This is a genomic window from Moritella sp. 36 (assembly GCF_018219415.1).
Classification (GTDB): domain Bacteria; phylum Pseudomonadota; class Gammaproteobacteria; order Enterobacterales; family Moritellaceae; genus Moritella.
Genome location: NZ_CP056120.1, coordinates 3920349 through 3944969 on the forward strand (window position 1 = coordinate 3920349; position 24621 = coordinate 3944969).

A 24621-nucleotide genomic window follows, 5' to 3' on the forward strand; every position below is an offset into this window, starting at 1 on the left:
AACTATAAAAAATAGCGTTAAATTAGCCTTTCGATTCTGATTTATTATTAAATTTATCAGACCACTTAGTGAGTACCGCGCTACGATCATTAGCCATTTTACCAAAGTCCATATCGACGATTGCATCCTCTACGTTTGGATAGTTTGCAACAGCGCCATTCACGTCTTTATGACCAACTACAGGATAAATCGTGTTGTACATTTTGTTCGCATCCAGTGATAACGACCAATCCACCAGCTTCTTAGCCGCGTCAGAATTAGCATTTACTAGGCCAACAGACTCCGTATCCCAGCCTATGCCCTTAGGTAAAATTAAGTCAATCGGTGCGCCTTGAGATTTCAACTTCGAACCTCGAATCGCCGCAGATATACCGATCACAGTTTCCCCCATTGCCGACTGAACACAAGGTTTAGAACCTGAATGGGTATAATGCGCAATATTTTTATCCAACTGCTCCATATACTGCCAACCCTGTTGCTCGCCCATCCCTTGTAACCAGGCTATTACTTGGGTATAACCGGTACCCGATGAACCTGGATTAGGCATCACGATGTGACCTTTGTAGACAGGATCTAATAAGTCTTCCCAGGTTTTCGGTTTTGGTAAACCAAGTTGCTTAGCAACAATGGTATTAAAGCAAACAGTATTAAAGAAGGCGTCATTACCAAACCAGGCTTTGTTTTCTTCTGGGTCAACCATGCTCGCTTTTAAACCATCAAGATTAGCTGGGGTATAAGGTTTAACAATCCCGTTATCTTTAAGTAATGCTAATGATGAACCCGCCAGTCCCCACACGACATCCGCTTTCGCATTTTGACCTTCGGCTAATAATTTCGCCGTCATCACCCCCGTTGAATCTCGTACCCATTTAATATCGATATCGGGATGAGCTTCTTCAAAAGTATTTTTGAATAAGGCTAAAAGGTCCGTTTCAAAAGAGGTATAAACGGTCAGTTCCTCTTTCGCAAACGCTGGAGAAGAAGCACCTAAAATGATGGCTGCAGTGAGTATTGACTGTTTAAAAATGTGCATCAATAACATCCTTTATTGATAAATTAATTGATAACTTTCTACACAATAGATAAGTATTTATGACGCACATTCTAGACTGGGTATGTGACAGTTTTATGCCGTTATTATTTCGATAATATGAAATTTTGTCATTAAAATTAAATAATCAGATGCTAGTTTAATGGTGTATTCAACTAAAATAGAGCACTAACATGACATCGACTGTTTCAAACACCGTTCCAAATTATCTCAACCCTGATATCGCGTCAGATCTGACTTTATTGGATATTCCTATTATTGAAGCCACTGCAGAAAGCCTAAAAGGTTATGGTTTTTTTGTCGACAACCCTGAGTCTTTTGACATCGAGATCACACGCTGGCCAGCCCAAGGTTGGCGAAAAGTCGATGAAGATACAGGTGATGAAGGTGGGGTGACTGAAGGGACCTTTATTAGTACCTGGAAAGGTGATTACTTATTTGGTCGTAATAAAGCCGTCGATGGCCATTATATTATCGGTTATAACCAACGCCCAGAAATAGCTGTAGATACGCATAATGACAAACCAAGCCAGCTGATCTTATGGCACGCCAACTATCATCCCGATGGTGGTCAGATGTTTTATCCTAAATCTAACCAGCCATTCTTAGTGCCACTAGCACTGCCTGGCGATGACGTGAAACCACAAGATTTTGTGTGTTTTTATTTCAGTGGTGAACGCGGCGCCTATATACATGCCGATATTTGGCATGAAGGCGTATTTGCCATTGAAGGAGAACAAGAATTTGCCGATAAACAAGGCGCTGTACACGCCCGTGTATCAGTTGATTTTGGCAAGGAGTTTAACTGCTTATTACGTGTTGATTTAACTCAGTTGCCAGCATAATACGCCGTAAATTTTAAGCGTAATATTTAACGGTAAAGCGCATCCACTTCGCCGTTTTTAATACGCATATTCACACGTAATAGAGCATGTTGGGCAATCTTTAGTACGTCTTTCATGCTCTCATAACAATCCTGTTCATTATTGCCGTAAGCAAAAAAGTTTAGCGTCACTTGATGACCCATGCCACCACTATCTGGTTTATCACCGAGTGCTAAATAACATGTTGGTGATTGCGATAAACCAATCGCACCAGTGTTGAAGCCCGGTTTCATCGACGATGCCATTGATTGAATATTATTCATTAACCAATTAATGCTTTTTTCCTGACAGTTTTCGGGAATATCTCGAAACAAGATCATTAACCGTGCGCTGCATTTTTTCGCATATAGATATTGTTGATCTCGGTTATCTTCTACCGCATTAAACACACAATCGTTACTTTCCAATAGCGAGCTTGAACCATTTACCCACTCAATTAAGCTATAAAACTGTTCAACAAAGTCCCATGTATTAAATGGCAGCAGATCTTCTAATGCACTACGGATCAACTTAGGCTGTCGTTTAAAATCCATGTATACACTCGACTCATCCGATACCATATTCGTCCACGGATGAGATCTTAACGCTGAGTCATCAATTTTTTTGGAAATAAAAACGTCCACAGTTACTGCCTTTGTTGGTTATACATAATAATGAAGGTTGAATTTTAACAGTGTTCCAGCGATATATTAAAAGTTTTATCGGCTAAAATTTTATTATCGAGTTCAATCGTCATCCGCCAGTCACCACATTTATCAGCAATCGGCTGCCACACTGTATCACCTAAGTAAAATTGCCAATCGTTATTCGTCACATGAACCTCCCCAGTAAATGGCATACGCACATTGCCTTCAGCATCTAAAATACCAGGGTGAGCAATACAAAAGCGGATCTTAGCACCACGGGCTTTTTTAATATTCACGATAAAGCCAAACTCAATATCAATTTCGGCAGGAATATTTGTCGTGAACTGCTGAATACTCGGTAAGTCTTTTGATTTGCTCTGCCATTGAGAATGAATGCCATATGTTTGCATTTTAGTGACGGGTTTGTATTTAGCCATTGCTTCACCTAGGGATAATCAGAAATTAATGCGTTCAATAACACCGTATAATACCGATGACTAGCGCTTGTGGAAAGATGTAAAACACCACCCCACAAAAGCGAATTAATTATCTCGTCCCAAGCGACTTAAAAATATCGCAGTATTAAACGGCTTTTGCATAAAATAAATATCGGAGTGAAATTCACTATCGACTATCTCATTTTTATCATTAGCCGATAAGATAAAATATTGGGTTTGCGCATTCGCTTGAATACATTTCATTTTGGCAATCAATTCCAAGCCATTCATCTCATCTAACTGATAATCAACAATCACAACATCGGGTTCTGCATTCACAAATTGGGTTAACGCCACTTCAGAGTTATTCGCGCAAACAGTATTAAACTGCTTTTCTGCCAGCATCGCATTGCATACTTCCAGATTAAAGCGGTTATCGTCGACAATTAAAATACGCACATCACGGTAATCTATCGGATTCAATCGCAGCGATAATCTTGATGAATCAAACTGACATGGAAAATGCAGCATGATTTTAGAACCTTCATTTTTAACACTGTGCAGCCTTAACTTGCCACCAACTTGAGCTAATAATTGGTTACAGGTATAAAGTCCTAACCCAATACTCGAGACATGTTTGAATTTCGACTCAGTATCCACACTGAAAGGATTAATAAGTAATTCTTTGGTTAATGTTGACATGCCAAGCCCAGAGTCTTGGATCAAAATACGTACATAATGACCTCGAATTATTGACTCCTCGTTAAACCCTGCACGCTGACAAACATCAATATGGCAGCGTACAGCCTTACCCGTACTGTATTTCAATGCGTTATTAATCATGTTAGTGATAACTTGAAATAGTTTAGAACTATCAACACTGATTACTGCAGGTAACTTATCACTAACATGAAAATCTAATGTTTTACCGACAGGAATACTCAACTTGTTATAATAATCTTGGATGTTACCTATGTATTGTAAGGTATTAATCGGAGCGTTATTTAATACTAGAGCCCCTGCAGTTGACTTACTGTAATTCAAGGTGCTTTCTGCTACTGAATACAGTAAATTAGCCGACCACTGCATCTTATCAATAAGTACACTATGTTCATCACTGATCTGAGGCATATCTCTTAGCATCTGGCTATAGCCTAATAACGCATTAATCGGTGTTCTAATTTCATGATTAATACTTGATACCATCGCGACATTTAGTTTATTTTCTCTCGTAATACGTTTAAATAAACGCTTATTCTCTAATTTAAAATACAACAACACAAAAATAAGCGAACAGATAAATATCAAGGATAATATTACGCAAACAAACTCAATGATCATTGGCGATGACGCCCTCGAACCGATACTTAGCGTATAATAAAAGTCATACTCTGGGAGACTAATTTTCAGTTTGGTATTATGACTAAACAATTCAGATATCATACTTGTTGATTGCATCATACAGCTTTGATTCTTAACATATCCTTGTGATGACGAATATTGCAAACAAGTATCGTTCAATTTATTGATGTTAAATAACAGACGCTTTATTGGTGTAGCATAAAATAAATACGGCATATGAGGATCATTAATATTCACACCGATCAATTCATAGTTATCAAGTTCCCCTCTAAGCTTGCCATGTTCATCTAAAGTGGTTTTTAATTGTTCCAATTCAGGTACAAACTTTTCATCCGAAATATAACCTAGCGTCATCTCAGGTGTTAAGGTAAAAATCAGCGCTTCTCTTGTGCCCAACAATTCTCGGGTAAAAATAGAAAACTCGTTTTTTTTTACCCTTACAGATGATTTAAAAAAAGATTTAATCGCATTAATAATAAGTTTATGTTGTAAATGCTTTTCTTGACTAAATGCCATTAGCGTTGCCACTTTTTTATCATGGTTATGTTTAGATTCATCTAAACTATAACTGACAAATGAAGTAACAAGTACCGTAGTAAATAAAACACAAACACAAATATAAATGTGAATATTAAACTTATAATTCATCTTCAATCGCTGCAACTTGCCCGTGAATGTTGTCAGCAAGACAATGTAACTGCCCAAGAGTAGCCATCATATTTATCTGTTCATCAAGAGCAAGAGATAGATAGCGGCATATTCCCTTAAGCTGATGCTTTAGTGCATTAAGCTTATCATCATTGTCAACTAAGGCCGTTTGCTGGTGAATATTAACCAACTCTTCGACCAATGCTCGGTATAAAGGCAAGCGTCTTGCTTCACTATACCCCCAAAAAAAGTGACGTAGGCTGTCACTAATATCAATGTTCATTAATAGCAGTATCCTTATGCACGTAACGATTAACCCAAGCTTTTAAATAGCGGCCTTCAATTGGCGGGCTATATAAATATCCTTGTCCAATATCGCAACCAAGCTCATCTAAAATATTAAGTACACTTTCAGTCTCAATGCCTTCAGCTACAACACTCACAGACATTTTTTTAGCTAAGGCGATCGTGGACTCAACAATGAGGAGATGCTGTTTGTTTGTATCAATATCACACACAAAAGAGCGATCAATTTTAATTTCATTAAAAGGAATAGTATCTAAACGTTCATAAGTCGAATAACTCTTACCAAAATCATCAAGTGAAATACCGATATCATTAATAATCAGTCGCGCGATCGAATTTAATACGCAGGCTTGATTAATCACTTTCTGTGACTCGGTAAGCTCTAAGATTAAGTTAATGTGGGTGTGAGCTTTCTTATAACTAATGATGTAATCAATCAAGCTATCACAAATCAAATCTTCAGCAGTGACATTAATCGATAACCTATAATTAGTAACGCCCGTTTCATTTTCCCAGAATTTGAATGCTTTGGCGATAATCATCATCGAAAATTCGACATTAAGCCCAGCCTTATCAATCAAGGGTAAAAACGTATCTGGATAAATGTAACCATTTTCGTCGTACATTCTAGCTAACACTTCAAAGCCGATGATACGTTTACTTTTCATATTTATTTGGGGTTGAAAACAAAGTAATACTTGTTCATCTTCAAGCAGTTTATTTATATCATAATCAGATGTATTTACGGATTCGTTTACGTCTATTTCATTGCCATACTGATTTTGTAAGCGTGTCGCTTGCGCTAAAATAAAGCCCACATTAATCGGTTTTTCAAAAACGCCAACTAAGTTCAATTTTAAACTACTCACAATACTACTCACTAACTCAAGAGTCCGTTGATCCGAAGAACTAATGACTGCAAGTGGTATATCGGAATAACATGCGTGTACAGATAAGAAGTTAATTACCTCCATTCCATCGCTGTTATTCATTTTTAAATCCAAGATCAGTAAATCAATATTGCCTTCGGTAGCAACAATGGTTTCAATACCTTGATTTGCATCTTCAGCTTCAAACATCTGAAGATCATGCTCGACGCTAGTCTCAACAAGATCGGCTTTAATCGCTTCTCGGATAAATTTTTGGTCATCGACAATCAAAATATTCATAATTACTCCGCTATATACCGACATTCGTAGGTTGTATTTTTCGTGTTGGTATAACTGAAAGCATCAGCATATTTCGGTTTGCCATGACTTCAGAACGACTCATAATAAACGAATAATTCTGAATAATTTTAGATTGGTGTTCAATTGGTTTGACTTTAAACATGGGGATTTTCATCTGCATCAATTTTTGTTTCAATTTGCTATCACAAGTACTAAAACTTAAATATTCAATCGCTTTATCTGTCGCTAGCTGATTAAGGTAGACAGACATCATATGATTATCAATTTGTGAGGATACACCAAAAGAAGAGAGTACAACCAATACATTCGCCCGGTCTTGTTTCGCAATATTCAGTAATTCCAGAATATCTATGCTGCTATTCATAAATTCAAATAATGCTTTCGTGGTTACCTTGCAAAATAAGCAATGTCCAACTAACTGGTTCAAACTACAAAAAGCAGATACTAAAGTGAGTGGTTTTAGCGACTCTGTAGTCGTCATTTTTTGGCGTGTTGGAAATAAGCGGGGATTCCCCTCATACACCAAACAAAGCTCTAACATCGACTCAAAATCAGCATGCTCAGGTAGCATTGATTGAGTATAGTATTGCTCATTCTTATAATAAGGGTGAGTAACTTTATCATTCTTGACGCAAGACGAAAGTTGAATAAAAGATGAACACTCTTCTACAAAGTCTGCATTTGAACTGTAGATATTAAACAGATCATCATCAAATATCTCTGCTATTTCTGACTGTTTCGTTAAAGAAGGTGTGTTGATGCCACGTTCCCAACGACTGATTGAGATAGTATCTAAGCTATCAAAGGAATGGCTTCTCTCATTTAATAAAGCACGTAAGCCCTCTTGGGAAAGGTCATGTTCTGTGCGCACTTTCCTTAAAAAACTTGAGAATACCCTCATTATTACAGCTTTTTGATAAGAGTATATTTTATATACCATCTTCACTTCCAATTATATCGAATGCCGCTATAACAAACCTAATTACTTTCATTATTCAACGCCACCAAGTTAAAAATAAAAATGCCACCAAACAATAGATTTATAAATATATTCTCATGTATGCACTAATTCCACAGTAATAATTTTAATTTTATTTTAATAAATGCCTACATGCGTAGCATGCATAAATATGGACATCTCAACTAGGCATATGTTTATACATATATATAAAATATTACTCTGGTGGTAGATATAACGCCTCGTTATGCTATATCACGCAACAATCGGGCATCACATATGCTCTATATCTGCGCATTTTAAATTGATGAACATGGAGTCTCATATGAGAAAAATAATATTAACGTCACTCAGTGCCTTAGCAGTATCCGCAGCTTTAGCACCAACATTCGCTATTGCACACGGGTATGTAGCAGGTGCATTTCCTTCTCGCGTTAATTTATGTCATGCAGACAATGGAGCTAAAAATGATTGTGTAAATGCTTCATACGATAGACAAAGCTTAGAAGCGCCAAAAGGCTTTCCAACTAAAGGTCCTGTAGACGGTAAGATAGCATCAGCACAAAAAGGCGGGTCATTTGATGTACTTGATCTGCAATCATCAAATAAATGGTATAAAACTAAGATCCAAGCGGGCTTAAATGACTTCCGCTGGTTTAGCACAGCTAATCATAAAACCACCAATTATGTTTATTACATCACCAAACCTGATTGGGACCAAAACGCACCACTAACCCGCGCATCTTTTGACTTAGCCAACCCTTTCTGTGTGATTGATATGGGTGGTCAACAACCACTGAAAAATTTAGGCAAGGCACACAGCTGTAACGTACCAGAACGTAGTGGCTATCAGGTGATCCTTTCCGTCTGGACGATCGACGATACCGCGAATGCGTTCTATAATGTTATCGATGTGGAATTTGAAGACGGTGTAACCCCACCACCACCACCCGATGCTTGGGAGCAAAGCACCACAATTACACCACAAGAAGACTTAGCCGTAGGTGATAAAGTAAAAGCCCGCTTCTTTGATTCATCGGTAGGTTCATTCACCACTCAAACCATCATTGAAATTAACTCCACTGCCAATGGTAAAAAAAATACGTGGTCTTACAACCTGGCCACTGCAATTAATGCTAATCAAACCGATGCGCAAGCGGGTACGAAAAGTGACAACGATATATTTACCCCTATTTACGGTAATAACCCTATCTACTTAAAAGCGGGCTCTAACCTTAGCTCTGTTGAAGTTGATATCATTAAAGGTGACGTACCTGTTGATGACAGCATTACCGTTTTAGGTCTAGAAGATGAATATATAATTGACAACAATACTGTTGATGTCACGTTTAGCATTGAAGCTGTCGGTAACTTAAATGTCACCAATACTATCTTTGATGCAAATAACAAAGCCATCGCATCAAAATCTAAGAATGTTAATGACACGGTTGAGCACTTTACAATATCACTCAAGAATGCAACTGCAGGCACGTTTAAACTGGTCTCAATAGCCAACTCAAACGATAACAGCAATCTATCGCTACAAGTGTCAAATAGCTTCAAAATCCTTGATGCTGACATCCCTGGCGACTGCCAAGATATTCAAGCAATTGATATCAGCAAGCAATACAAACCAGGTAACGAAGTCTCTTACCAAGGTCATGTTTACCGTGCAGAACGTTGGACAGATAGCGGCAAAGCACCAGATGCACAGTATTCAGGCTGGGTATTAGTCGGGCCGTGTGCATAGCACCAAGTTAACCCTTGTGAATAAGCCCTCATACACAAGTCGTTAACACATTATCCTTTCAAAAAAGGATAACTTGAAAAACAGCGTAAATCATATTTGCGCTGTTTTTTTTCGTGTCAAAAGAAGGAAAGCAGATGAGTAAACTCACCCAGAAATTTGATATAACCGCGAAATATCTTCATTGGATTTCAGCTCTCGTTATCTTATGGGCAAGTATATCGGGGTTATATATCGCCTTTTTCGAGCTAGAAACACATATTAAATCCCAAATTTTAATTTTCAACGTGTCGATAACAACGGTATTTATTCCACTATTCTGCTGGCGTATTTACCACCGAATAAAACAGGGTACGCCCCAAGCACACCCCGCGATGTCGACATTAGAAGTCAAACTCGCCCACGTCGGACATACCTTACTGTATGTACTGGTTTCATTGGTTCTAGTAAGTGGTGTATTGATGATGGATCATGATGTGACTGTGTTTCAATTATTTACCATCCCGCAGCTACTGCAACAGCAAAGCAGTATTCATTTTTTTGAAACGATGCATTTGTACACCTGCCGATTATTAGCGGTATTAGTCGTGTGTCACTTAGCCGCGTTAATAAAGCATGAAATGATGGGCAGGCGTATTTTAAAAAGAATGATTTAAGTCATAGAGGCAGGTTCTACGCGAGATAGCGTTCCGTATTCATATTAAGTTACGGAACGAATATCAATGATAAATAATTACTGTTCAGATTCTGCAGCATTGTTCTTCACTTCATCAATACAGCACTCATCTTGTAAAAAACCAATCACAGCTTGTAATTTTTCATATTCAGCCACGCAGTACAAGATTCGTCCTTCACGGCGCTGTGAGAGTAATCCAGCTGACGCTAAACTAGAGATGTGATGTGATAATGTCGATCCTGGGATTGATAGTTGCGTTTGTAACCCCCCAACGGCGATCCCCTGATAACCCGCACGGATAACGCTTTTAAAAATAGTTAATCGTGTTGGATGCCCAAGTTCTTTCAATGCTTTCGCAATAATATCAATATCCATTTTTATCTCCGCCTAACCCCTAACAACATATATTTCGATATTAGCAGAAACATATGAGGGTTGCCAAGCTAGACTAACAAAGGGCCGAATTAATACGCTAACTCAAATCTATTGCATAGGGTTTAAGTAACGCCATATTATCTTCTAACGCCTGTAACCAACGAGCCGCACACAAACACCAACGATCACCCGCCTGTAAGCCTTTAAAATCTAAGTCAGGTACAGGGGTTGATAAATCATTGCCTTTAAAACGAGAATATTCTAAAAATTTGGCCGAGGCTTCAATGCATACCGTATGCGAGCCGGCATCTTGACTGCAAGTGTTGCAAGCTCCATCACGATAAAAACCGGTGACAGGATCTTCACCACACAACTCCAATTGCTCACCAAATACATTCACTGAATCATACATTTCCATTACGAACGCCTTTTATGGTTAGAATTAGACTTAAAGTTAAGCCTAAGCTAATTACACTAGCACTTATTATTTTAGCCGTCTATTAGGCTCATCTGATGATCTAATTACGATTCCATAAGCAATAACGTATAATGCTCTTTTAATGCGTTAACGCGCATAGATACTACTCACGGCATAGGAAGATCATGGAACTCATTTATAACGGCCCTGTTGATGGCCCACTATTTGTATTCGCTCACGGTGCTGGCGCGCCTGCTACTGCTGACTTTATGGAAGCAATCGCCAAAGGATTAGCCTTACACGGTATTCGTGTTGCTCGTTTCAACTTTCCTTATATGCAACAACGCGTTGATAACGGTACTCGCCGACCACCAGAACGTGCACCTAAATTAATCGCCCAGTACCAACAGCTTATCACCAGCATTGACCAACCTATGGTTATTGGGGGTAAATCGATGGGTGGACGCATGGCAAGTTTAGTGGCATCCGATCCGACGACAGATGCGTTGACCGTAAATTCAAAAGTAAAAGGCATCGCCTGTTTAGGTTTTCCTTTCCATCCAGCGAATAAACCAGAATCACTACGTACCGAACATTTCCCACTTATTAAACAAGCGGTTTTTATTGCTCAGGGTGAGCGAGACAAGTTAGGCACAAAAGAAGAAGTAGCGAGTTATGGCCTACCAGATAACATCGAATGGTTATGGCTAGAAGACGGCGATCATGATTTAAAACCAAGAGTTAAAAGTGGTTTTACTCATCAAGCCCACCTGCAAAAGACCATAGATAATATGGCAATGTTTATTAAACAAGTATTAGCATAGGTATCTTAATCGCTTAAATCTGCTAATCAGGAATGACGGCGCGGGTATCGTATTTGAGGCGGTTCATCGATATCTGCGTTTTAAAGTTTTTCATATTCGGCTCGCTGTATAAGTAACGTCGGCAGAAGTCGTCATACTGCTGCATATTTTCAACCGTCACCAATAACACAAAATCAATTTCGCCAGTGACTTGATAACACTCTCTGACTTCAGGAGCGGTGCGGATATGTTTAATAAAGCCATCATTCAAATCTAATCTATCTCGCTCCATCTCCACATTTACAATCATATGCAAACACGCACCCAGCTTATCTTGGTCAAGCAGTACTACTTGACTGGCAATAACACCTTCGTTTTTTAATTTTTTCACACGTTTAAAACAAGCGGGTGGAGAAAGACCCACGAGTGATGCTAACTGCAAATTACTCACCGAAGCATCTTGCTGTAACTGATGTAATATCGCTTTATCAAGCCGATCAAGAAACATAATTAACCAAACCAAGTTAAATAAGAAATTTATATACACATTTGTACGTTAACATTGAAACTATTTCTATCTACTTGAATATAATAAGTGACATCAAACAGGTATTTATTTCGCAGCCATGGAGGCCATCACATGTTAACAACCTTAAAATTATTATTACTCGATGTCTGGCGTGTGTATCTAACACTGCTCAAAGTCATGGTTCCTGCGCTTATTATCGTCAAAGGATTCGATCTTGTTGGTGGCACACAATGGCTGGCAGCATTCTTATCTCCTTTCATGAACCTCGTAGGCTTGCCAGACGAAATGGGGCTGGTATGGGCGACCGCAATGCTCACCAATATCTATACCGGCATGGCAGTATTCTTTGAGTTAGCGGGTGATAGTTCGTTGAGCGTCGCCCAGGTCTCAGTCCTTGGCATCATGATGTTACTCGCACACGCATTGCCCGTCGAAGGTGCTGTTGCTAAGTTATCAGGTGTGTCTTGGCGTATCACCCTGCCGTTACGTATAGGTGGTGGATTTATACTTGGTATGATCGCGAATCAAATTTATCAGTTCGGGGATTGGCAGCAACAACCAGCAGTCATCGTTTGGCAACCCACCCCTGCATCTTCAAGTATACCGGATTGGGCGATCGCCCAATTAACCATGCTTGCCTCTATCTTCTTCATCATTGCAGCACTGATAATTTTACTGCGCTTATTAAAATGGTGTGGGATCGAAAAACTCATACAAACGCTGCTGTCACCATTTTTAAAAGCATTAACCATAGGTAAAGAAACAACCAATGTCTGTGTGATTGGCTTAGTGCTTGGGTTAAGCTTTGGTGCGGGGTTATTAATTGATGAAGCGCGTACAGGAAAAATAAGTAAACGTGATATTTTTCTCGCCGTCTGCTTTCTAGGCTTAACGCACAGTATAATTGAAGATACGCTCTTGATCTTACTACTAGGTGCAGATGTAATGTCTATTTTATGGGGACGATTAGTATTTGGTTTTATTGTTATCGCTATTTTAGCACGCTGTATCAAGCAGGAGTCACCTTCCTACTCGATCACTAAAACCAGTTAAAAATACTTTTAAACGCATTTATTCAATACACGTTAACTTATCATTACGCTGAGATAAGCCTTTGAATGACGCCATCATGTTCGCTTCTTTCACGAATTGTTTGGGTGGCGCAATAACCTGCAGGCGATAATCACTTGTCGCTTGTTCTGTAAGGATGTTCTCAGCATTTACATCAACCGGGGTGACAATTACCACTTTTAATTCAGGTGCACGCGCAAGAATACTCGCAGCCGTTCCCAGACCATTCTCGGTATGGAATTTACCCGCGATATGCATCACTTGTTTATTCGGATTAAGCGCTAAATAGTTAACAATACTCTCCGCCATGGTTTCATCCCACGTCACTTGTGAGGCAAACTTGTTCTCATTTTGACTTTCATCACCATGGTGCATCGACGCCATAAAATGGTTTTTGTACGGCGAGTCTTGGATATTAATATTCGCGGCTAACCAAGTACGTTCATCCACTGGTAATTTATCAACATAGCTGATGCCTTCTTTGGCGATACAACGAATGATATTTTTAGGTGCATTTGCCGCGATAATATCAATTTTATTGGCTTTGGCTAACTCCACTAACGGGCGATAATCACTGGTATAATTTGGCCATGCATTACCCTGTTTTATTAACGTTCCCTCCCCTATTTCACCCGCTAAATAAGCATTAACAATCGCTTGTTTATCACGGGTAAACTGCTCCATCGACAGCGTTACATTGTCGTTCTCCGCAATCATGCTTTGTAATAATTCCGTTTGAAAACGATGAATACCAGTATGAGTATGCCATTCACCCACCAGCACAACATCGGCACCTTGGATGTCAGCAACAAAGCGTTTCAAGTTAATATCCTGACCAGAGGGAGACTGTAAACCATACCCAAAGTAAGTAGTCACTTCCGATGGGTGAATAGTTTGTTCAGTCTCTTTTAAGGATGGGGAAGTCGCACAACCTACAAGTGCGGAAGTAAGTACTACGCTCATGAAACTACGTTTATAATTTTTGAATACACGTGCTGATGGAGAACATAACAGAGAAAAAGTAGACATATAACACCCTAATAATAACGACCCACCAATAGTAATACATCTCATTTGCAATAACAAACCACGTATTATATCGCTCTTAAAATAGTCAACGAGTGTGTATTGCTTAGATTTATGTCAAGTGCTAAAGCAGATTATCTATCATCTTATCTTCACTACTAAACGAATTCACTTCATCATCGGTTAAGTAACGCCACAGCCCAACTTCTACATCCAACTGTATCGCACCAATTTTTTCGCGGTGTAAGCTCACCACCCGATTCCCTACAGCTGCAAACATGCGCTTCACTTGATGAAATTTACCTTCGGTAATTGTCAATAATACTTCTTTCGGTGATACAACCTCTAAAATAGCCGGACGTGTTAATTGCTGCTCGCCTTGTAATTGCACACCATAAGCAAATTTAACCGCAACATCATCGCTAATCGGTCGAGATAAGCCAACACGATAGACCTTTTGACAATGCTTGGTTGGGGTAATGATATTAAATGACCAACGCCCATCATCAGTGACCAGTACTAGCCCGGTCGTATCGGCATCTAAGCGCCCTGCTACATGTAATTCGGATGCGTTAGCGACATCGATATAATTAAATAATGACGGGTAAGCTTCATCGATATTAGAGCAAATGGTATCAGCCGGTTTGTGCATGAGGATATAGCGGGACGCTCTTGCTATCAGCGCCTTACCATTTAAACTAATATAATTGTTTTCATGCACCTGCGTTGTCACATCACAAATGACTGCGTTATTAACCTCGACACAACCAGCACTTATCATCGAAGTTGCTTCGGTTCGGCTTAACTCAGTACTTTTACAAACAAATTTATCAAGGCGCATTAAACTAAATTCTATATCAGATAAAGAGCGCTATTATCCTTGTTCAGCAGTAATAATCAACGCGATTTTAAGTATCAATAGATAATATAAAACCAGTAGATTAGTGTAAGATCTCATCATTAAAAGGAATTTATTATGTCGGTATACCAAGTACAACACCAATGGGGTGGTGCTTACGTCATCGGCACCGCGTCTGCATCGAAAGCTGACTTTGCAACAAGCTTATAAGACACCACATATAACTGTTCAATGCCCGGGTAAATATCTTGGATCACAGCTTTCAGCACAGCTAATGTCATGTTTTCTTGCTCGGCATGAAAATCAGATAACGCGGTAAATAAAATAGGCTCTACTGAGATAATAGATAGTTGGCAAAACTCACGTCCACCTTCTAACGTAGAAACAGTCACTATCGAACCCGGGACATAGTTATTTTCAGATGCATCACGAATGGTAATGGTTTTTTTACCGCTAAGAATATCTGTTTCAAAGCGTTCAAAGAAGGTCATGGTGGTTGGTTGTGTCATGCGGGTTTCTATTATAAAGATAAGAGGTAGGCATTATATCCTATTTTCTATCCAGCACTACCCACAATAAGATAGAGTGATTGTTATCACCCTATCTACTATCTACTATTGTTGACTCTTAGCTAAACCATTTGCTAAGTCAGCTAAAATATCATCTATATCTTCAATACCAACAGAAATTCTTACTAGCGAATTTGTAATACCAGCAACAAGACGAGCGCTTTCTTCCATACCAGCATGAGTCATGGTTGCAGGATGAGAAATAAGACTTTCTACGCCACCTAATGACTGCGCTAACGTAAACAACTCTAGATTAGCAAATAATTTTTTCACTGCCGCTTCGCCACCTTTAACATTAAAACTGAGCATCGCGCCAAAACCCGCCTGCTGCTTTTTAGCGATATCATGACCAGGATGATCTTCAAAACCAGGAAAATACACGGTATCAATAGCATGATGAGATTTTAAAAAACTCGCCACTTGCAAAGCATTTTCTTGGTGTTGTTTCATCCTAATAGGTAACGTTTTTAGCCCTCGTAACGCTAAAAAGCTATCAAAAGCGCTACCTGTAATACCAATACAGTTTGCCCACCAAGCTAGCTCTTCACCAAGGGCTTGTTCTTTAGTCACTAAAACACCACCAACCACATCACTGTGGCCATTAATGTATTTAGTCGTAGAGTGAAAAACAATATCTGCACCGAGTCCTAACGGTTGTTGTAATGCAGGAGAAAGGAAAGTGTTATCAACCGCAACCAAGGCACCAACCTCGTGACACGCTTTAGTAACAGTCTCAATATCGACTAAGCGTAGCAATGGATTGCTTGGGCTTTCCAGTAGCACCAACTTAGGTTTTCCAACTAACGCTTGGGCCAATGCGGCTTGATCATTCTGGTCAACAACAATGAGTTTAAATTGACCACGTTTAGCTAAATGAGTAAATAAACGGAAACTACCGCCATAACAATCATGAGGAATAACCACTAAGTCATCAGTGGACAACAATTGACATAGAAGATGCACAGCTGACATACCAGTACTGGTAACAATACCTACGCTACCTTGCTCCAAATCAGCAACGGCTTGTGCGAATGTTGCTCTGGTTGGATTTCCCGTACGAGAGTAGTCAAACGTACGTTTATCATTAAAACCATTTAATGAATAAGTGCTTGATAAATGAATGGGAGCAACGACAGCACCATGATGCTCATCTGTATTTATTCCTGCTCTCACTGCCGCTGTAGTGATATTTTTTATCTTGGCATTTGACATATTTTTCCCTCATATTCGACAACCGTGGTCATAATTATATTCAACAATCACCATGGATGGCCGAACAGCTGGACTTCCAGACAGCTATAACACTAAGCGTTCTACATATTTTGGTCAAGATGTTTTTAACATAAGTGAAATAAACATCATTCTCGTCAGATTTATAATGTACTTTAGTGCCATTATCCCGCGGTAGGCCGCACTGGAAATAGCTTATCGTACGCTAAGTTATAGCCATAAGCGTAAAACAAATAGAAAACAACCATGCCGATATCAAGCACAAACGCATCCCATAAGCTTAAGTCTAAAAACCACGCCATAAACGGGATAGTTAAAAACAGTAAACCGCCTTCAAAACCGATGCTATGTACAATACGGATCAGGGTTGTTTTCGTCACTGAACCCATTTTTTTCAACATGTATTTATCAAAACCAATGTTGTATACATAGTTCCAGCCCGTCGCGACAACCGAGAATAATACGCCCATAGCACCGACATGACCAAGATCAAAACCGAGTTGACTTAATATACCCATAATCACAACTAGGCCAATTATCTCAAATAAAATCGCATGTCTAATACGGTCTAATCTTGTTCTCATCTTTTGCTCTCCACATCATCATCTGTATGTCACACCCATTGTCGTAACCATACTTTTATAAATATTTATTGTGGCGGCTATTCTATAGTGAAAAAACATAACTAAAAGTTAGTTTCCATCTGTTTTTCGGATGTATTAAGCACAGGCGACCTCAAATTTACAAAAACATACAAAATTACACTTAGCTAAAAATACTACTTTTAGTATAATAACTCTGAATAACGGGAAGGTTAAATGAAATCAATGTAGCGCTAGATTCCATATAAATTCTACATATCAGGTATTAATATCGTAAGACATTAATACTGAACAATGTAATAAACCTCACTTTAAAGTATAAATAACAGCCCAACTAGGAATAAAAAATCGATGTCTACAATTAACATCTTTGAATTAGCCGATCAGATTTACCCGAATGCAAAAGGGATTAAAAAAATACAAAAAAAAGTCAGGTTCTCTTTTTGGGCGTTAAAAAACGGTAAATCAGTCAATGCGATGGCAGATCTTTTTTCCCGAGATAATTTAAAACCAGTATTTAAAAACAACCCTAGAATCATGGAAAAGCCGCTAAAGCCCTACATATGCGCTAACTGGTCAAGTACAGAACGAATTAAATATTTAACCGAACATTATCTGTTTATTGATGATACTTTTGGCTCACACGCGAGTACTGTGGTTTCAAGTAAAGGTATTAGCATCTTAGATTTTGAAAGTTTAAGCGGACAGAAATATTACGTTATGTTATATCAAGGGTCTAGCCGTGAGGGTGGCCTTGGTATTCGTTTGGTTAACGAAAAATATCAAAATATTTATACTTTAACATGTAACATTTCCGGTACCCATACTAAAACAATGCACATTGGGGCATTGCAAGGTGCTAGTGAGGAAATAGAAAACCGTCATGCGCTAATTAAAGAACTAACTAAATCATTACACGGATTACGCACCAAATCATTATTAGTTGAAATGGCATTAATGTTGGCACGTATTTTAGGTATTAGTGAAGTCAAAGCTATTTCTAATAAAGGTCATGTCTATCAAGCATTGAATTATATTATCTCGAAAAGAAAAGTAATAACCTTTGATTATGATGGCTTGTGGGACGAATTTGAAGCAACCAAAATAGACCCATACTTTTTTGGTTTGTCTGTGTCTACGCCACGAAAAGACCCACTGACATTGAAAAAAACCAAACGTAAAATGTACACTAAACGATACCAATGGTTAGATGACTCTGAAATTACCATGGCGACAAATTTAGCGCCTTGGCTGGTGAACCCAATAATAAAAAACGAACAAACTAGCTAAAAACATACTCAACAGCTAGATACAAGTTCACAACATTAAGCTTGTGAACTTGTATTTAGTTTATAAATCCGATCTGCATATAAAACACCACCTATGCTATATGCTTGTGGTATCACTTCATCAAGCTTAAAACCACACTTCGCCAACACCTTTTCTGAAACAACATTACCTTCAGTCACGATACCTTGAAAGACTGAGATAAGATGCACTCGCATTGCCCAAGCGATAACGCCAAGTAATGACTCAGTGGCATAACCCAGACCAAAGTATTCCGGTAATAACAGATAACCGACTTCTGCAGATCGGCCATCATAATCAAAACCCGTGATACCAACTGCCGTATTGGTTTCAACATCGGTGATCACCAAACATAACCAAGCACCAGAAGTGACAGACCATCGAGGTAAACGCGATTCAAACTTAACGCGAATATCATCCTCACTTGGTTGATCAAAACATTTTTCAATCACACGCGATTCTGTATGTAAACGTAAAAATAACGGCCAATCTTGTTCCGTTATTTGACACATACTTAAACGTTGAGTCGTGATCTGCATATTTCTCCCTTTACTACTTTATAGCGTAAATCTAAGTATCATGAAAGCACACATACCTATAAAAACCACAGCTAACGTATTCTTTATCTTTAAACTTAATACCACAGTCAATAGACCTGCATATAAAAATGGGCTATTAAAGATTTTCTATTCACTCACCTGCGCAAGGGTAAATTCAACAAAGCGTCTATTAGCCAAAGACAAATACCCATCTTTACGCCACGCGAGTGCCAGGTCCAAATAAATAGGCGGATCAAACGGTATGCCTTTAACGTCCGCTTCTTGATCTGTGACTAACTCAAGCAGCGCGGTAATGGCAAATTCATTTTTAACGATATTAAGAATCATGGTGATCAAGTTTGTTTCAAAGGAGTAATTGGCGGTCATATTATTCGCCTTACACAGGCCATCAATCACTTCGCGATGAAAATATCCGGCCTTAAACATCACTAATTCGTGAGTGAAAAAGTCTGCATAAGTTACTGACTTCGCATTTGCTAAGGCATGGTTCCTGCCGACTGCCGCGACCATTTGTGGACGAACAAAACGCTGAACTTGTAAGCTGTCAGGGATATGATCATCGACAATCACCCCAAGATCTAACTCACCCGAGAGTAACTTTTCTTTAATCGTTTGCGTGCCACCTTCCATAATGCTTAAGTTTAAATTCGGGTACTTAAACTTAAAGGCCATTAAGATCTCGGGAAAGAAATACGAGCCCATCATCCCCGGAATACCAATGTTAACCTCCCCTTGATCTAAACCCCGTAGATCATGTAACGCGGTTTCAGCATCAGTAATACGAGCAAGAATACCCTTGCTGTGTGCAAGCAGAACTTCCCCTTCTTTGGTCACGACCACGCCTTTACTACTGCGGATCAATAATGGCATACCTATTTGCTCTTCAAATTTACGCATCGCAATACTCAGCGCAGATTGAGCAATGCCCAGGTGTCCGGCCGCCTTGGTATAACTGCCCAGGGCAACAATAGTGGCAAAATAATGCAGTATTTTAGAATTAAGCATAACTAAAATAGATACCTTCTATGATATTTATATATTTTTCATATTAGCATTAGAACGTTAGTCTATAAGCATTGTTAGTACCGCATGACCCTAATAAAGCAGATCATGCTACTCCCTTAACTATTTACCTTCGTTATCAGCAGGACGGATGAATGATTGCACTGCATTCTCAAGATTATAAAAAAGTAACCTTAGGGCTTGGACTAGGCTCATTTCTGGTGTTTTGCAATTTATATTATTTTCAGCCGCTACTGCCGTATTTCATGGTCAAGTTTAACGCCACTGAATTACAAGTTAACTGGTTATTCTCTAGCACCACCTTAGCGATCGCTTTGTCCTTACTGCCTTGGGCAATCTTATCTGAAATAATTGGCCGCAGACCGATTATGCGTTGCAGTTTAATACTGATCCCCTGTATTAACTTTTTAATGTTTATTAGCGCAGATCTACACACATTAATATTACTGCGTGCATTGCTTGGCATTGCACTGGCAGGATTTATTGCCGTGGCAGTGGCATATATGGCTGAAGAATTAGAGCCACCAGCAATGTTGATCGCAATTGGCGGTTACATCAGTGCCAATACGTTAGGTGGTATTATTGGCCGCATATATGGCGGCGTCATGACCGATGCAATTGGTATACAGTGGACGATGCTTGTGATGTCGATACTCAGTGGTATAGCACTGCTCATTATATTTCCGCTGATATTAAAACAACGCCACTTTATCGGCCGACAAGGTAGGTTACTGCATCATGCAGTACAAATCGTCAGGCATGTTAAAAACCCGAATCTGATTTTTGCAATGTTGATTGGAGGGCTCAATTTTTCGGTATTCATTAATATTTTTTCAGTGATGGGATTCAAGTTATCTGCCGCGCCCATATCTTTACCTGCCAGCTTATTATCACTGCTGTTCTTGTGTTACCTCAGCGGCACATTATCAGCAAAATTAAGTGGACGCTGGATGCACGCACATAGTCTATTCAGCGGGCTATTACTCGGGATCGGCATTAGCCTAGTCGGGCTCATCATCCTATCGCAGCAAACGATGCTGACAATCATTATCGGTTTATTAGTATTAAGCGCTGGCGCATTCTTTATTCATGCTCTCGCTTACAGCCATATTGGCCGCAGTGCGACACAAGGTAAATCAACCGCAACCGCGCTATACCTTGTCATGTACTATTCAGGCGGTAGTATTGGTGGCTTTATTCTTATTTACTGTTGGCAAATCGGAGGATGGTGGCCGGTGCTTGCTGCGACAAGTATTATTTATACCATGATGGTGAGCTTAGTCTTTGCACTTAAATTTGTGTCTCGCAGTTCACTCAATTTCAATAAAACCACTCTAACCGTGTAATGTGATTCAACACCGTACATCAATCATAAAATTGACACAATCTGACATAATTCGGCACATCATTGCCACTTTTATACTTTATAATATCGTTATACATTCATAAATCAGAGGATATTAGTTTGAACTCTCGACATATTTTTAGTACATTTTTAAATAGTGTTATCTTCATCAGTATACTGTTTACCTCAATACCTGCAATTTCAGCAACCTTAATCACGTCAGATAACCCTATTACCGTATCACTATCTACTATAAAAAAAGTGGAACAGCAATTGATCGGAAATGCAAAAAATAGCTCAGGTATTGGTATTTCTGTACTCGACCTCAAAACAGGCCAGCAATGGCATTACAATGGTAACAAACGTTTTCCGTTAATGAGTACATTCAAAACATTAGCTTGTGCCAAATTACTCAATGACGCAGATAATGGAAAAATAAATATCAATACTCCTGTCACAATCAAGCAATCTGATATTTTATCTTATGCGCCGATCACCAAAACGATGGTCGGTAAAACCATGACATTAGACAAGATCTGCGCAGCAACTATGTTAACCAGTGATAATACCGCCGCAAACATAATCCTAAGTCATATTGGAGGCCCTCAAGCGCTAACATCATTCATACGCGGGCTTAACGACCAAACGACCCGATTAGATCGTATCGAACCTTTTCTTAATAACGTAGATATTAATGAGATTCGTGATACAACAACCCCAAATGCTATTGCTAGCACGCTTTCAGCACTACTCTACCACGGTGCACTCTCGACACAATCAACACAAAAATTAAAACAATGGATGATGAATAATAAAGTATCGGATTCACTTCTACGGGCAGTCTTACCAACACAATGGTCTATTGCCGATAGGTCTGGATACGACGGTAATCATGGCTCAAGAGGCATTACAGCGGCAATTTGGTCAAGTAAACGCCAACCACTAATCATAACTATCTATCTGGGTCAAACAGGAAAATCAATCAGTCAACTTAATAAAGCAATTGCTGAAATAGGCGAAAGTATCTTTGCCAATTATTGATGAAATCGACTATTCAATTTGGGACGTTGCACAATCACTTAGGATCAGGAAAAGCGGTTGGTAAAGTAACCTTAACAGCGTAATTATACAGACGGTTTTAATACCCTAAAATACCTCAAAGCACCACAACGACTGTTATTGACAGGAAAAATTGTGGTGCTTTTTTGTTTCTATATTTCTATATTTCTATATTTCTATATTTCTATATTTCTATATAAAGCCTAGATTGCGACTCTAGCTGCGACAGCCAGTAAGACCACACCAGTGACCTTATCAATCTTGTGCACATTATTTTTTAATTTAGCGAGTAATGATGATTGCGATAATACAATCGCAATGATGCAATACCACAAGGTATCAATACTAAATACCGTACCCACCATGATCAGGTTTTGTAACCAACCCGCATCCGCTTCGACAAATTGACCGAACAAGGCCAAAAAGAAAATCGCTAATTTAGGATTAAGAAACGCGATCATAAAGCCTTGTACAATACTCTCTTTTAAGGTCACCGCTTCCTCTTGCTGCTCCACATCATCCAATGCAGGTTTTGAGGTTAACGCTTTGTAAGCCAAGCGTAGTAGCATGGCAACGCCCGCATATTTGATCACATTAAATAACCACGGTGTTTGTTGGATCACAATAGCCAAACCGACCACTGTTAACGTGGCATACACACCAACACCCACACCATGAGCAATACTGGCTGCAACACCATTAACACGACCACCCGAGATAGTATGCTTTAACACCACCGCCAGACTCGGACCCGGCGTCATCGCCCCCATCATGCAGATCAGCGCTAAAGACATCCACGCAGTTAATTCCATTCCAACTCCTCGTTTATTATATTGTTATATAAGGATAATCAATTGCCCTTATCTACCCTCATATTAATACAGCCAAAGCATGAGTTAAAATTGCGTTTACGACTTATTAGCATGAAGTAATTTCATACCTATGATTTTGGTACGCTCAAGATGCTTGTTTAAGAAGGGAAAACATAATTCTCTGAACCAAGTATGCTCAGGATCTTGATGGTGTTTCGCATGCCATAACAGGTAATATTGCTGCGGTTTAAGCGTAATAGGCAGTCGCATGACCCGAAGATCGTATGTTTGTGCAAAATCAGCCGCAATGTGTAGTGGCGTCGTCAATAAGGTATCAGTTTTTAATAACAGCTCAATCGCCGATTGAAAGAAGGGTACTGATGCAAAAACCAGGCGCTGCTCACCCAATGCCGACAAGGCTAAATCAACGGGGCTGTCTTTATCGCCACCACCACTGATCAGTACATGCTTCGCATTGATATACTCAGTCACCGATAACTCATCACTCAAACACAAAGGGTGCTGACGGCGACATACAACCACCAGCTGATCTTCACCAATACTTTTTCCATGTAAGTTCTCAGGCACAAAATCCGTAATCGTGCTCACCAGATCCAGCGGCATGTCAGCCAACTCGGTTAACTTGTCTTTATGCCACAATTGATATTCAACACTAGCACTAGCGGCATTGAGAGCAAGCTCACAACATATTGACGGTAAGATCGCTTGCGCAACATAATCACTAGAAGCTAAGGTAAATTGACGTTGGCATCGGCTTGGATCCATCTCACTCGGTAAATACAAATTATCTAACGTCTGCATCAATACGGGTAATTGCGCTTTTAACGCTTCGCCCTTACGTGTCAATACAAACTGATTGCCCTCTCTGATCACGATCTTGTCATGAAACGCCGCGCGAATTTGCATTAAGGTTTTGCTCATTGCCGATTGAGTGACATTGAGCTGTCGTGCAGACTCGGTCAGGTTACGCGTTTGTAATATCGCAATTAACGCCGGTAATAATTTGTAGTTATTCAAAAGAGCACTCGCCATATAAGATCATCAACTAACCATCATAACGTAGATTTTATTTTTCAGACAATACCATCAAAATTTTGAAGCTCACCCAGCTAAAGCAAGGTGATTC

General features: G+C 39.3%; 28 protein-coding genes. 8 read left to right on the top strand and 20 right to left on the bottom strand.

What is annotated here, in order from left to right:
• Positions 1 to 22: 22 nt before the first annotated feature.
• Positions 23 to 1033 (bottom strand): putative 2-aminoethylphosphonate ABC transporter substrate-binding protein, encoded by a 1011-nt coding sequence (locus HWV03_RS17270; protein ID WP_211677002.1) that lies wholly within the window; start codon positions 1031 to 1033, stop codon positions 23 to 25.
• 191 nt (positions 1034 to 1224) lie between these two features.
• Here HWV03_RS17270 and HWV03_RS17275 point away from each other — a divergent pair, with 191 nt between their 5' ends.
• Positions 1225 to 1896: an ureidoglycolate lyase gene (locus HWV03_RS17275; protein WP_211677003.1), complete on the top strand. Its 672-nt coding sequence runs from the start codon at positions 1225 to 1227 to the stop codon at positions 1894 to 1896.
• A gap of 26 nt (positions 1897 to 1922) precedes the next feature.
• Here the strand turns inward: HWV03_RS17275 and HWV03_RS17280 are convergent, their stop codons facing one another.
• From HWV03_RS17280 to HWV03_RS17305, 6 genes are all read right to left on the bottom strand, one after another.
• Complete coding sequence (locus tag HWV03_RS17280) at positions 1923 to 2558, bottom strand: hypothetical protein (protein ID WP_211677004.1); 636 nt, start codon at positions 2556 to 2558, stop codon at positions 1923 to 1925.
• 44 nt (positions 2559 to 2602) lie between these two features.
• A complete protein-coding gene (locus tag HWV03_RS17285; RefSeq protein WP_211677005.1) occupies positions 2603 to 2998 on the bottom strand; it encodes a DUF3859 domain-containing protein in 396 nt (131 codons plus the stop codon).
• A gap of 105 nt (positions 2999 to 3103) precedes the next feature.
• Positions 3104 to 5008 (bottom strand): ATP-binding protein, encoded by a 1905-nt coding sequence (locus HWV03_RS17290; RefSeq protein WP_211677006.1) that lies wholly within the window; start codon positions 5006 to 5008, stop codon positions 3104 to 3106.
• Positions 4998 to 5291, bottom strand: a complete 294-nt coding sequence (locus HWV03_RS17295) for a hypothetical protein (RefSeq protein WP_211677007.1) — start codon at positions 5289 to 5291, stop codon at positions 4998 to 5000. Before HWV03_RS17295 ends, HWV03_RS17290 begins: the two co-directional genes overlap by 11 nt.
• Complete coding sequence (locus HWV03_RS17300; RefSeq protein WP_211677008.1) at positions 5281 to 6483, bottom strand: EAL domain-containing response regulator; 1203 nt, start codon at positions 6481 to 6483, stop codon at positions 5281 to 5283. Before HWV03_RS17300 ends, HWV03_RS17295 begins: the two co-directional genes overlap by 11 nt.
• 10 nt (positions 6484 to 6493) lie before the next feature.
• Complete coding sequence (locus HWV03_RS17305) at positions 6494 to 7375, bottom strand: helix-turn-helix domain-containing protein (protein ID WP_255546897.1); 882 nt, start codon at positions 7373 to 7375, stop codon at positions 6494 to 6496.
• Between the two features lie 412 nt (positions 7376 to 7787).
• Between HWV03_RS17305 and HWV03_RS17310 the strand changes: the two genes are divergently transcribed.
• Both HWV03_RS17310 and HWV03_RS17315 read left to right on the top strand, forming a co-directional pair.
• Positions 7788 to 9212, top strand: coding sequence for a lytic polysaccharide monooxygenase (locus HWV03_RS17310; protein WP_211677010.1), 1425 nt, complete (start codon positions 7788 to 7790; stop codon positions 9210 to 9212).
• Between the two features lie 134 nt (positions 9213 to 9346).
• Entirely contained in the window at positions 9347 to 9865 is a 519-nt protein-coding gene (locus HWV03_RS17315; RefSeq protein ID WP_211672730.1) for a cytochrome b, read from the top strand.
• Between the two features lie 77 nt (positions 9866 to 9942).
• Here the strand turns inward: HWV03_RS17315 and HWV03_RS17320 are convergent, their stop codons facing one another.
• Positions 9943 to 10260: an ArsR/SmtB family transcription factor gene (locus HWV03_RS17320; protein ID WP_211677011.1), complete on the bottom strand. Its 318-nt coding sequence runs from the start codon at positions 10258 to 10260 to the stop codon at positions 9943 to 9945.
• 97 nt (positions 10261 to 10357) lie between these two features.
• The gene (locus HWV03_RS17325; RefSeq protein ID WP_211677012.1) at positions 10358 to 10678 is read right to left on the bottom strand and encodes a DUF2237 family protein; all 321 of its coding nucleotides are present in this window, start codon (positions 10676 to 10678) and stop codon (positions 10358 to 10360) included.
• Positions 10679 to 10863: 185 nt separating this feature from the next.
• Here HWV03_RS17325 and HWV03_RS17330 point away from each other — a divergent pair, with 185 nt between their 5' ends.
• Positions 10864 to 11502: an alpha/beta family hydrolase gene (locus HWV03_RS17330; protein WP_211672732.1), complete on the top strand. Its 639-nt coding sequence runs from the start codon at positions 10864 to 10866 to the stop codon at positions 11500 to 11502.
• Between the two features lie 22 nt (positions 11503 to 11524).
• Here HWV03_RS17330 and HWV03_RS17335 read toward each other — a convergent pair whose 3' ends face one another.
• Positions 11525 to 11989: an Lrp/AsnC family transcriptional regulator gene (locus HWV03_RS17335; protein WP_211672733.1), complete on the bottom strand. Its 465-nt coding sequence runs from the start codon at positions 11987 to 11989 to the stop codon at positions 11525 to 11527.
• A gap of 132 nt (positions 11990 to 12121) precedes the next feature.
• On the opposite strand from HWV03_RS17335, the gene HWV03_RS17340 reads away from it, so the two are divergent.
• Entirely contained in the window at positions 12122 to 13063 is a 942-nt protein-coding gene (locus tag HWV03_RS17340; protein ID WP_211677013.1) for a hypothetical protein, read from the top strand.
• 18 nt (positions 13064 to 13081) lie between these two features.
• Here the strand turns inward: HWV03_RS17340 and HWV03_RS17345 are convergent, their stop codons facing one another.
• The 5 genes from HWV03_RS17345 to HWV03_RS17365 form a co-directional block, all read right to left on the bottom strand.
• Positions 13082 to 14110 carry a ChaN family lipoprotein gene (locus HWV03_RS17345; protein WP_211677014.1) on the bottom strand — a complete coding sequence of 343 codons (1029 nt, stop codon included), beginning with the start codon at positions 14108 to 14110 and terminating at the stop codon, positions 13082 to 13084.
• Positions 14111 to 14231: 121 nt separating this feature from the next.
• The gene (locus HWV03_RS17350; RefSeq protein WP_211677015.1) at positions 14232 to 14948 is read right to left on the bottom strand and encodes a pseudouridine synthase; all 717 of its coding nucleotides are present in this window, start codon (positions 14946 to 14948) and stop codon (positions 14232 to 14234) included.
• A 173-nt stretch (positions 14949 to 15121) separates the two neighbouring features.
• Positions 15122 to 15475 (bottom strand): N(4)-acetylcytidine aminohydrolase, encoded by a 354-nt coding sequence (gene yqfB, locus HWV03_RS17355; RefSeq protein WP_211677016.1) that lies wholly within the window; start codon positions 15473 to 15475, stop codon positions 15122 to 15124.
• 105 nt (positions 15476 to 15580) lie between these two features.
• The gene (gene metB, locus HWV03_RS17360) at positions 15581 to 16747 is read right to left on the bottom strand and encodes a cystathionine gamma-synthase (RefSeq protein ID WP_211677017.1); all 1167 of its coding nucleotides are present in this window, start codon (positions 16745 to 16747) and stop codon (positions 15581 to 15583) included.
• A 182-nt stretch (positions 16748 to 16929) separates the two neighbouring features.
• Positions 16930 to 17349, bottom strand: coding sequence for a PACE efflux transporter (locus HWV03_RS17365; protein WP_211677018.1), 420 nt, complete (start codon positions 17347 to 17349; stop codon positions 16930 to 16932).
• Positions 17350 to 17718: 369 nt separating this feature from the next.
• On the opposite strand from HWV03_RS17365, the gene HWV03_RS17370 reads away from it, so the two are divergent.
• Positions 17719 to 18657 (top strand): VirK/YbjX family protein, encoded by a 939-nt coding sequence (locus HWV03_RS17370; RefSeq protein WP_211677019.1) that lies wholly within the window; start codon positions 17719 to 17721, stop codon positions 18655 to 18657.
• A 35-nt stretch (positions 18658 to 18692) separates the two neighbouring features.
• Here the strand turns inward: HWV03_RS17370 and HWV03_RS17375 are convergent, their stop codons facing one another.
• From HWV03_RS17375 to HWV03_RS17385, 3 genes are read right to left on the bottom strand one after another with little or no spacing between them, the layout of a single operon-like run.
• Entirely contained in the window at positions 18693 to 19214 is a 522-nt protein-coding gene (locus HWV03_RS17375) for a GNAT family N-acetyltransferase (protein WP_211677020.1), read from the bottom strand.
• Between the two features lie 18 nt (positions 19215 to 19232).
• Entirely contained in the window at positions 19233 to 19319 is an 87-nt protein-coding gene (locus HWV03_RS22840; RefSeq protein ID WP_370629437.1) for a hypothetical protein, read from the bottom strand.
• A 42-nt stretch (positions 19320 to 19361) separates the two neighbouring features.
• The gene (locus tag HWV03_RS17385) at positions 19362 to 20240 is read right to left on the bottom strand and encodes a LysR family transcriptional regulator (protein ID WP_211677021.1); all 879 of its coding nucleotides are present in this window, start codon (positions 20238 to 20240) and stop codon (positions 19362 to 19364) included.
• Positions 20241 to 20392: 152 nt separating this feature from the next.
• On the opposite strand from HWV03_RS17385, the gene HWV03_RS17390 reads away from it, so the two are divergent.
• Both HWV03_RS17390 and bla read left to right on the top strand, forming a co-directional pair.
• Complete coding sequence (locus HWV03_RS17390; protein ID WP_211677022.1) at positions 20393 to 21604, top strand: MFS transporter; 1212 nt, start codon at positions 20393 to 20395, stop codon at positions 21602 to 21604.
• 188 nt (positions 21605 to 21792) lie between these two features.
• Entirely contained in the window at positions 21793 to 22644 is an 852-nt protein-coding gene (bla, locus tag HWV03_RS17395) for a class A beta-lactamase (protein WP_446724903.1), read from the top strand.
• Positions 22645 to 22865: 221 nt separating this feature from the next.
• Here bla and HWV03_RS17400 read toward each other — a convergent pair whose 3' ends face one another.
• Positions 22866 to 23474, bottom strand: a complete 609-nt coding sequence (locus tag HWV03_RS17400) for a LysE family translocator (RefSeq protein ID WP_211677024.1) — start codon at positions 23472 to 23474, stop codon at positions 22866 to 22868.
• Positions 23475 to 23570: 96 nt separating this feature from the next.
• Complete coding sequence (locus HWV03_RS17405) at positions 23571 to 24527, bottom strand: LysR family transcriptional regulator (protein WP_211677025.1); 957 nt, start codon at positions 24525 to 24527, stop codon at positions 23571 to 23573.
• Between the last annotated feature and the right edge of the window lie 94 nt (positions 24528 to 24621).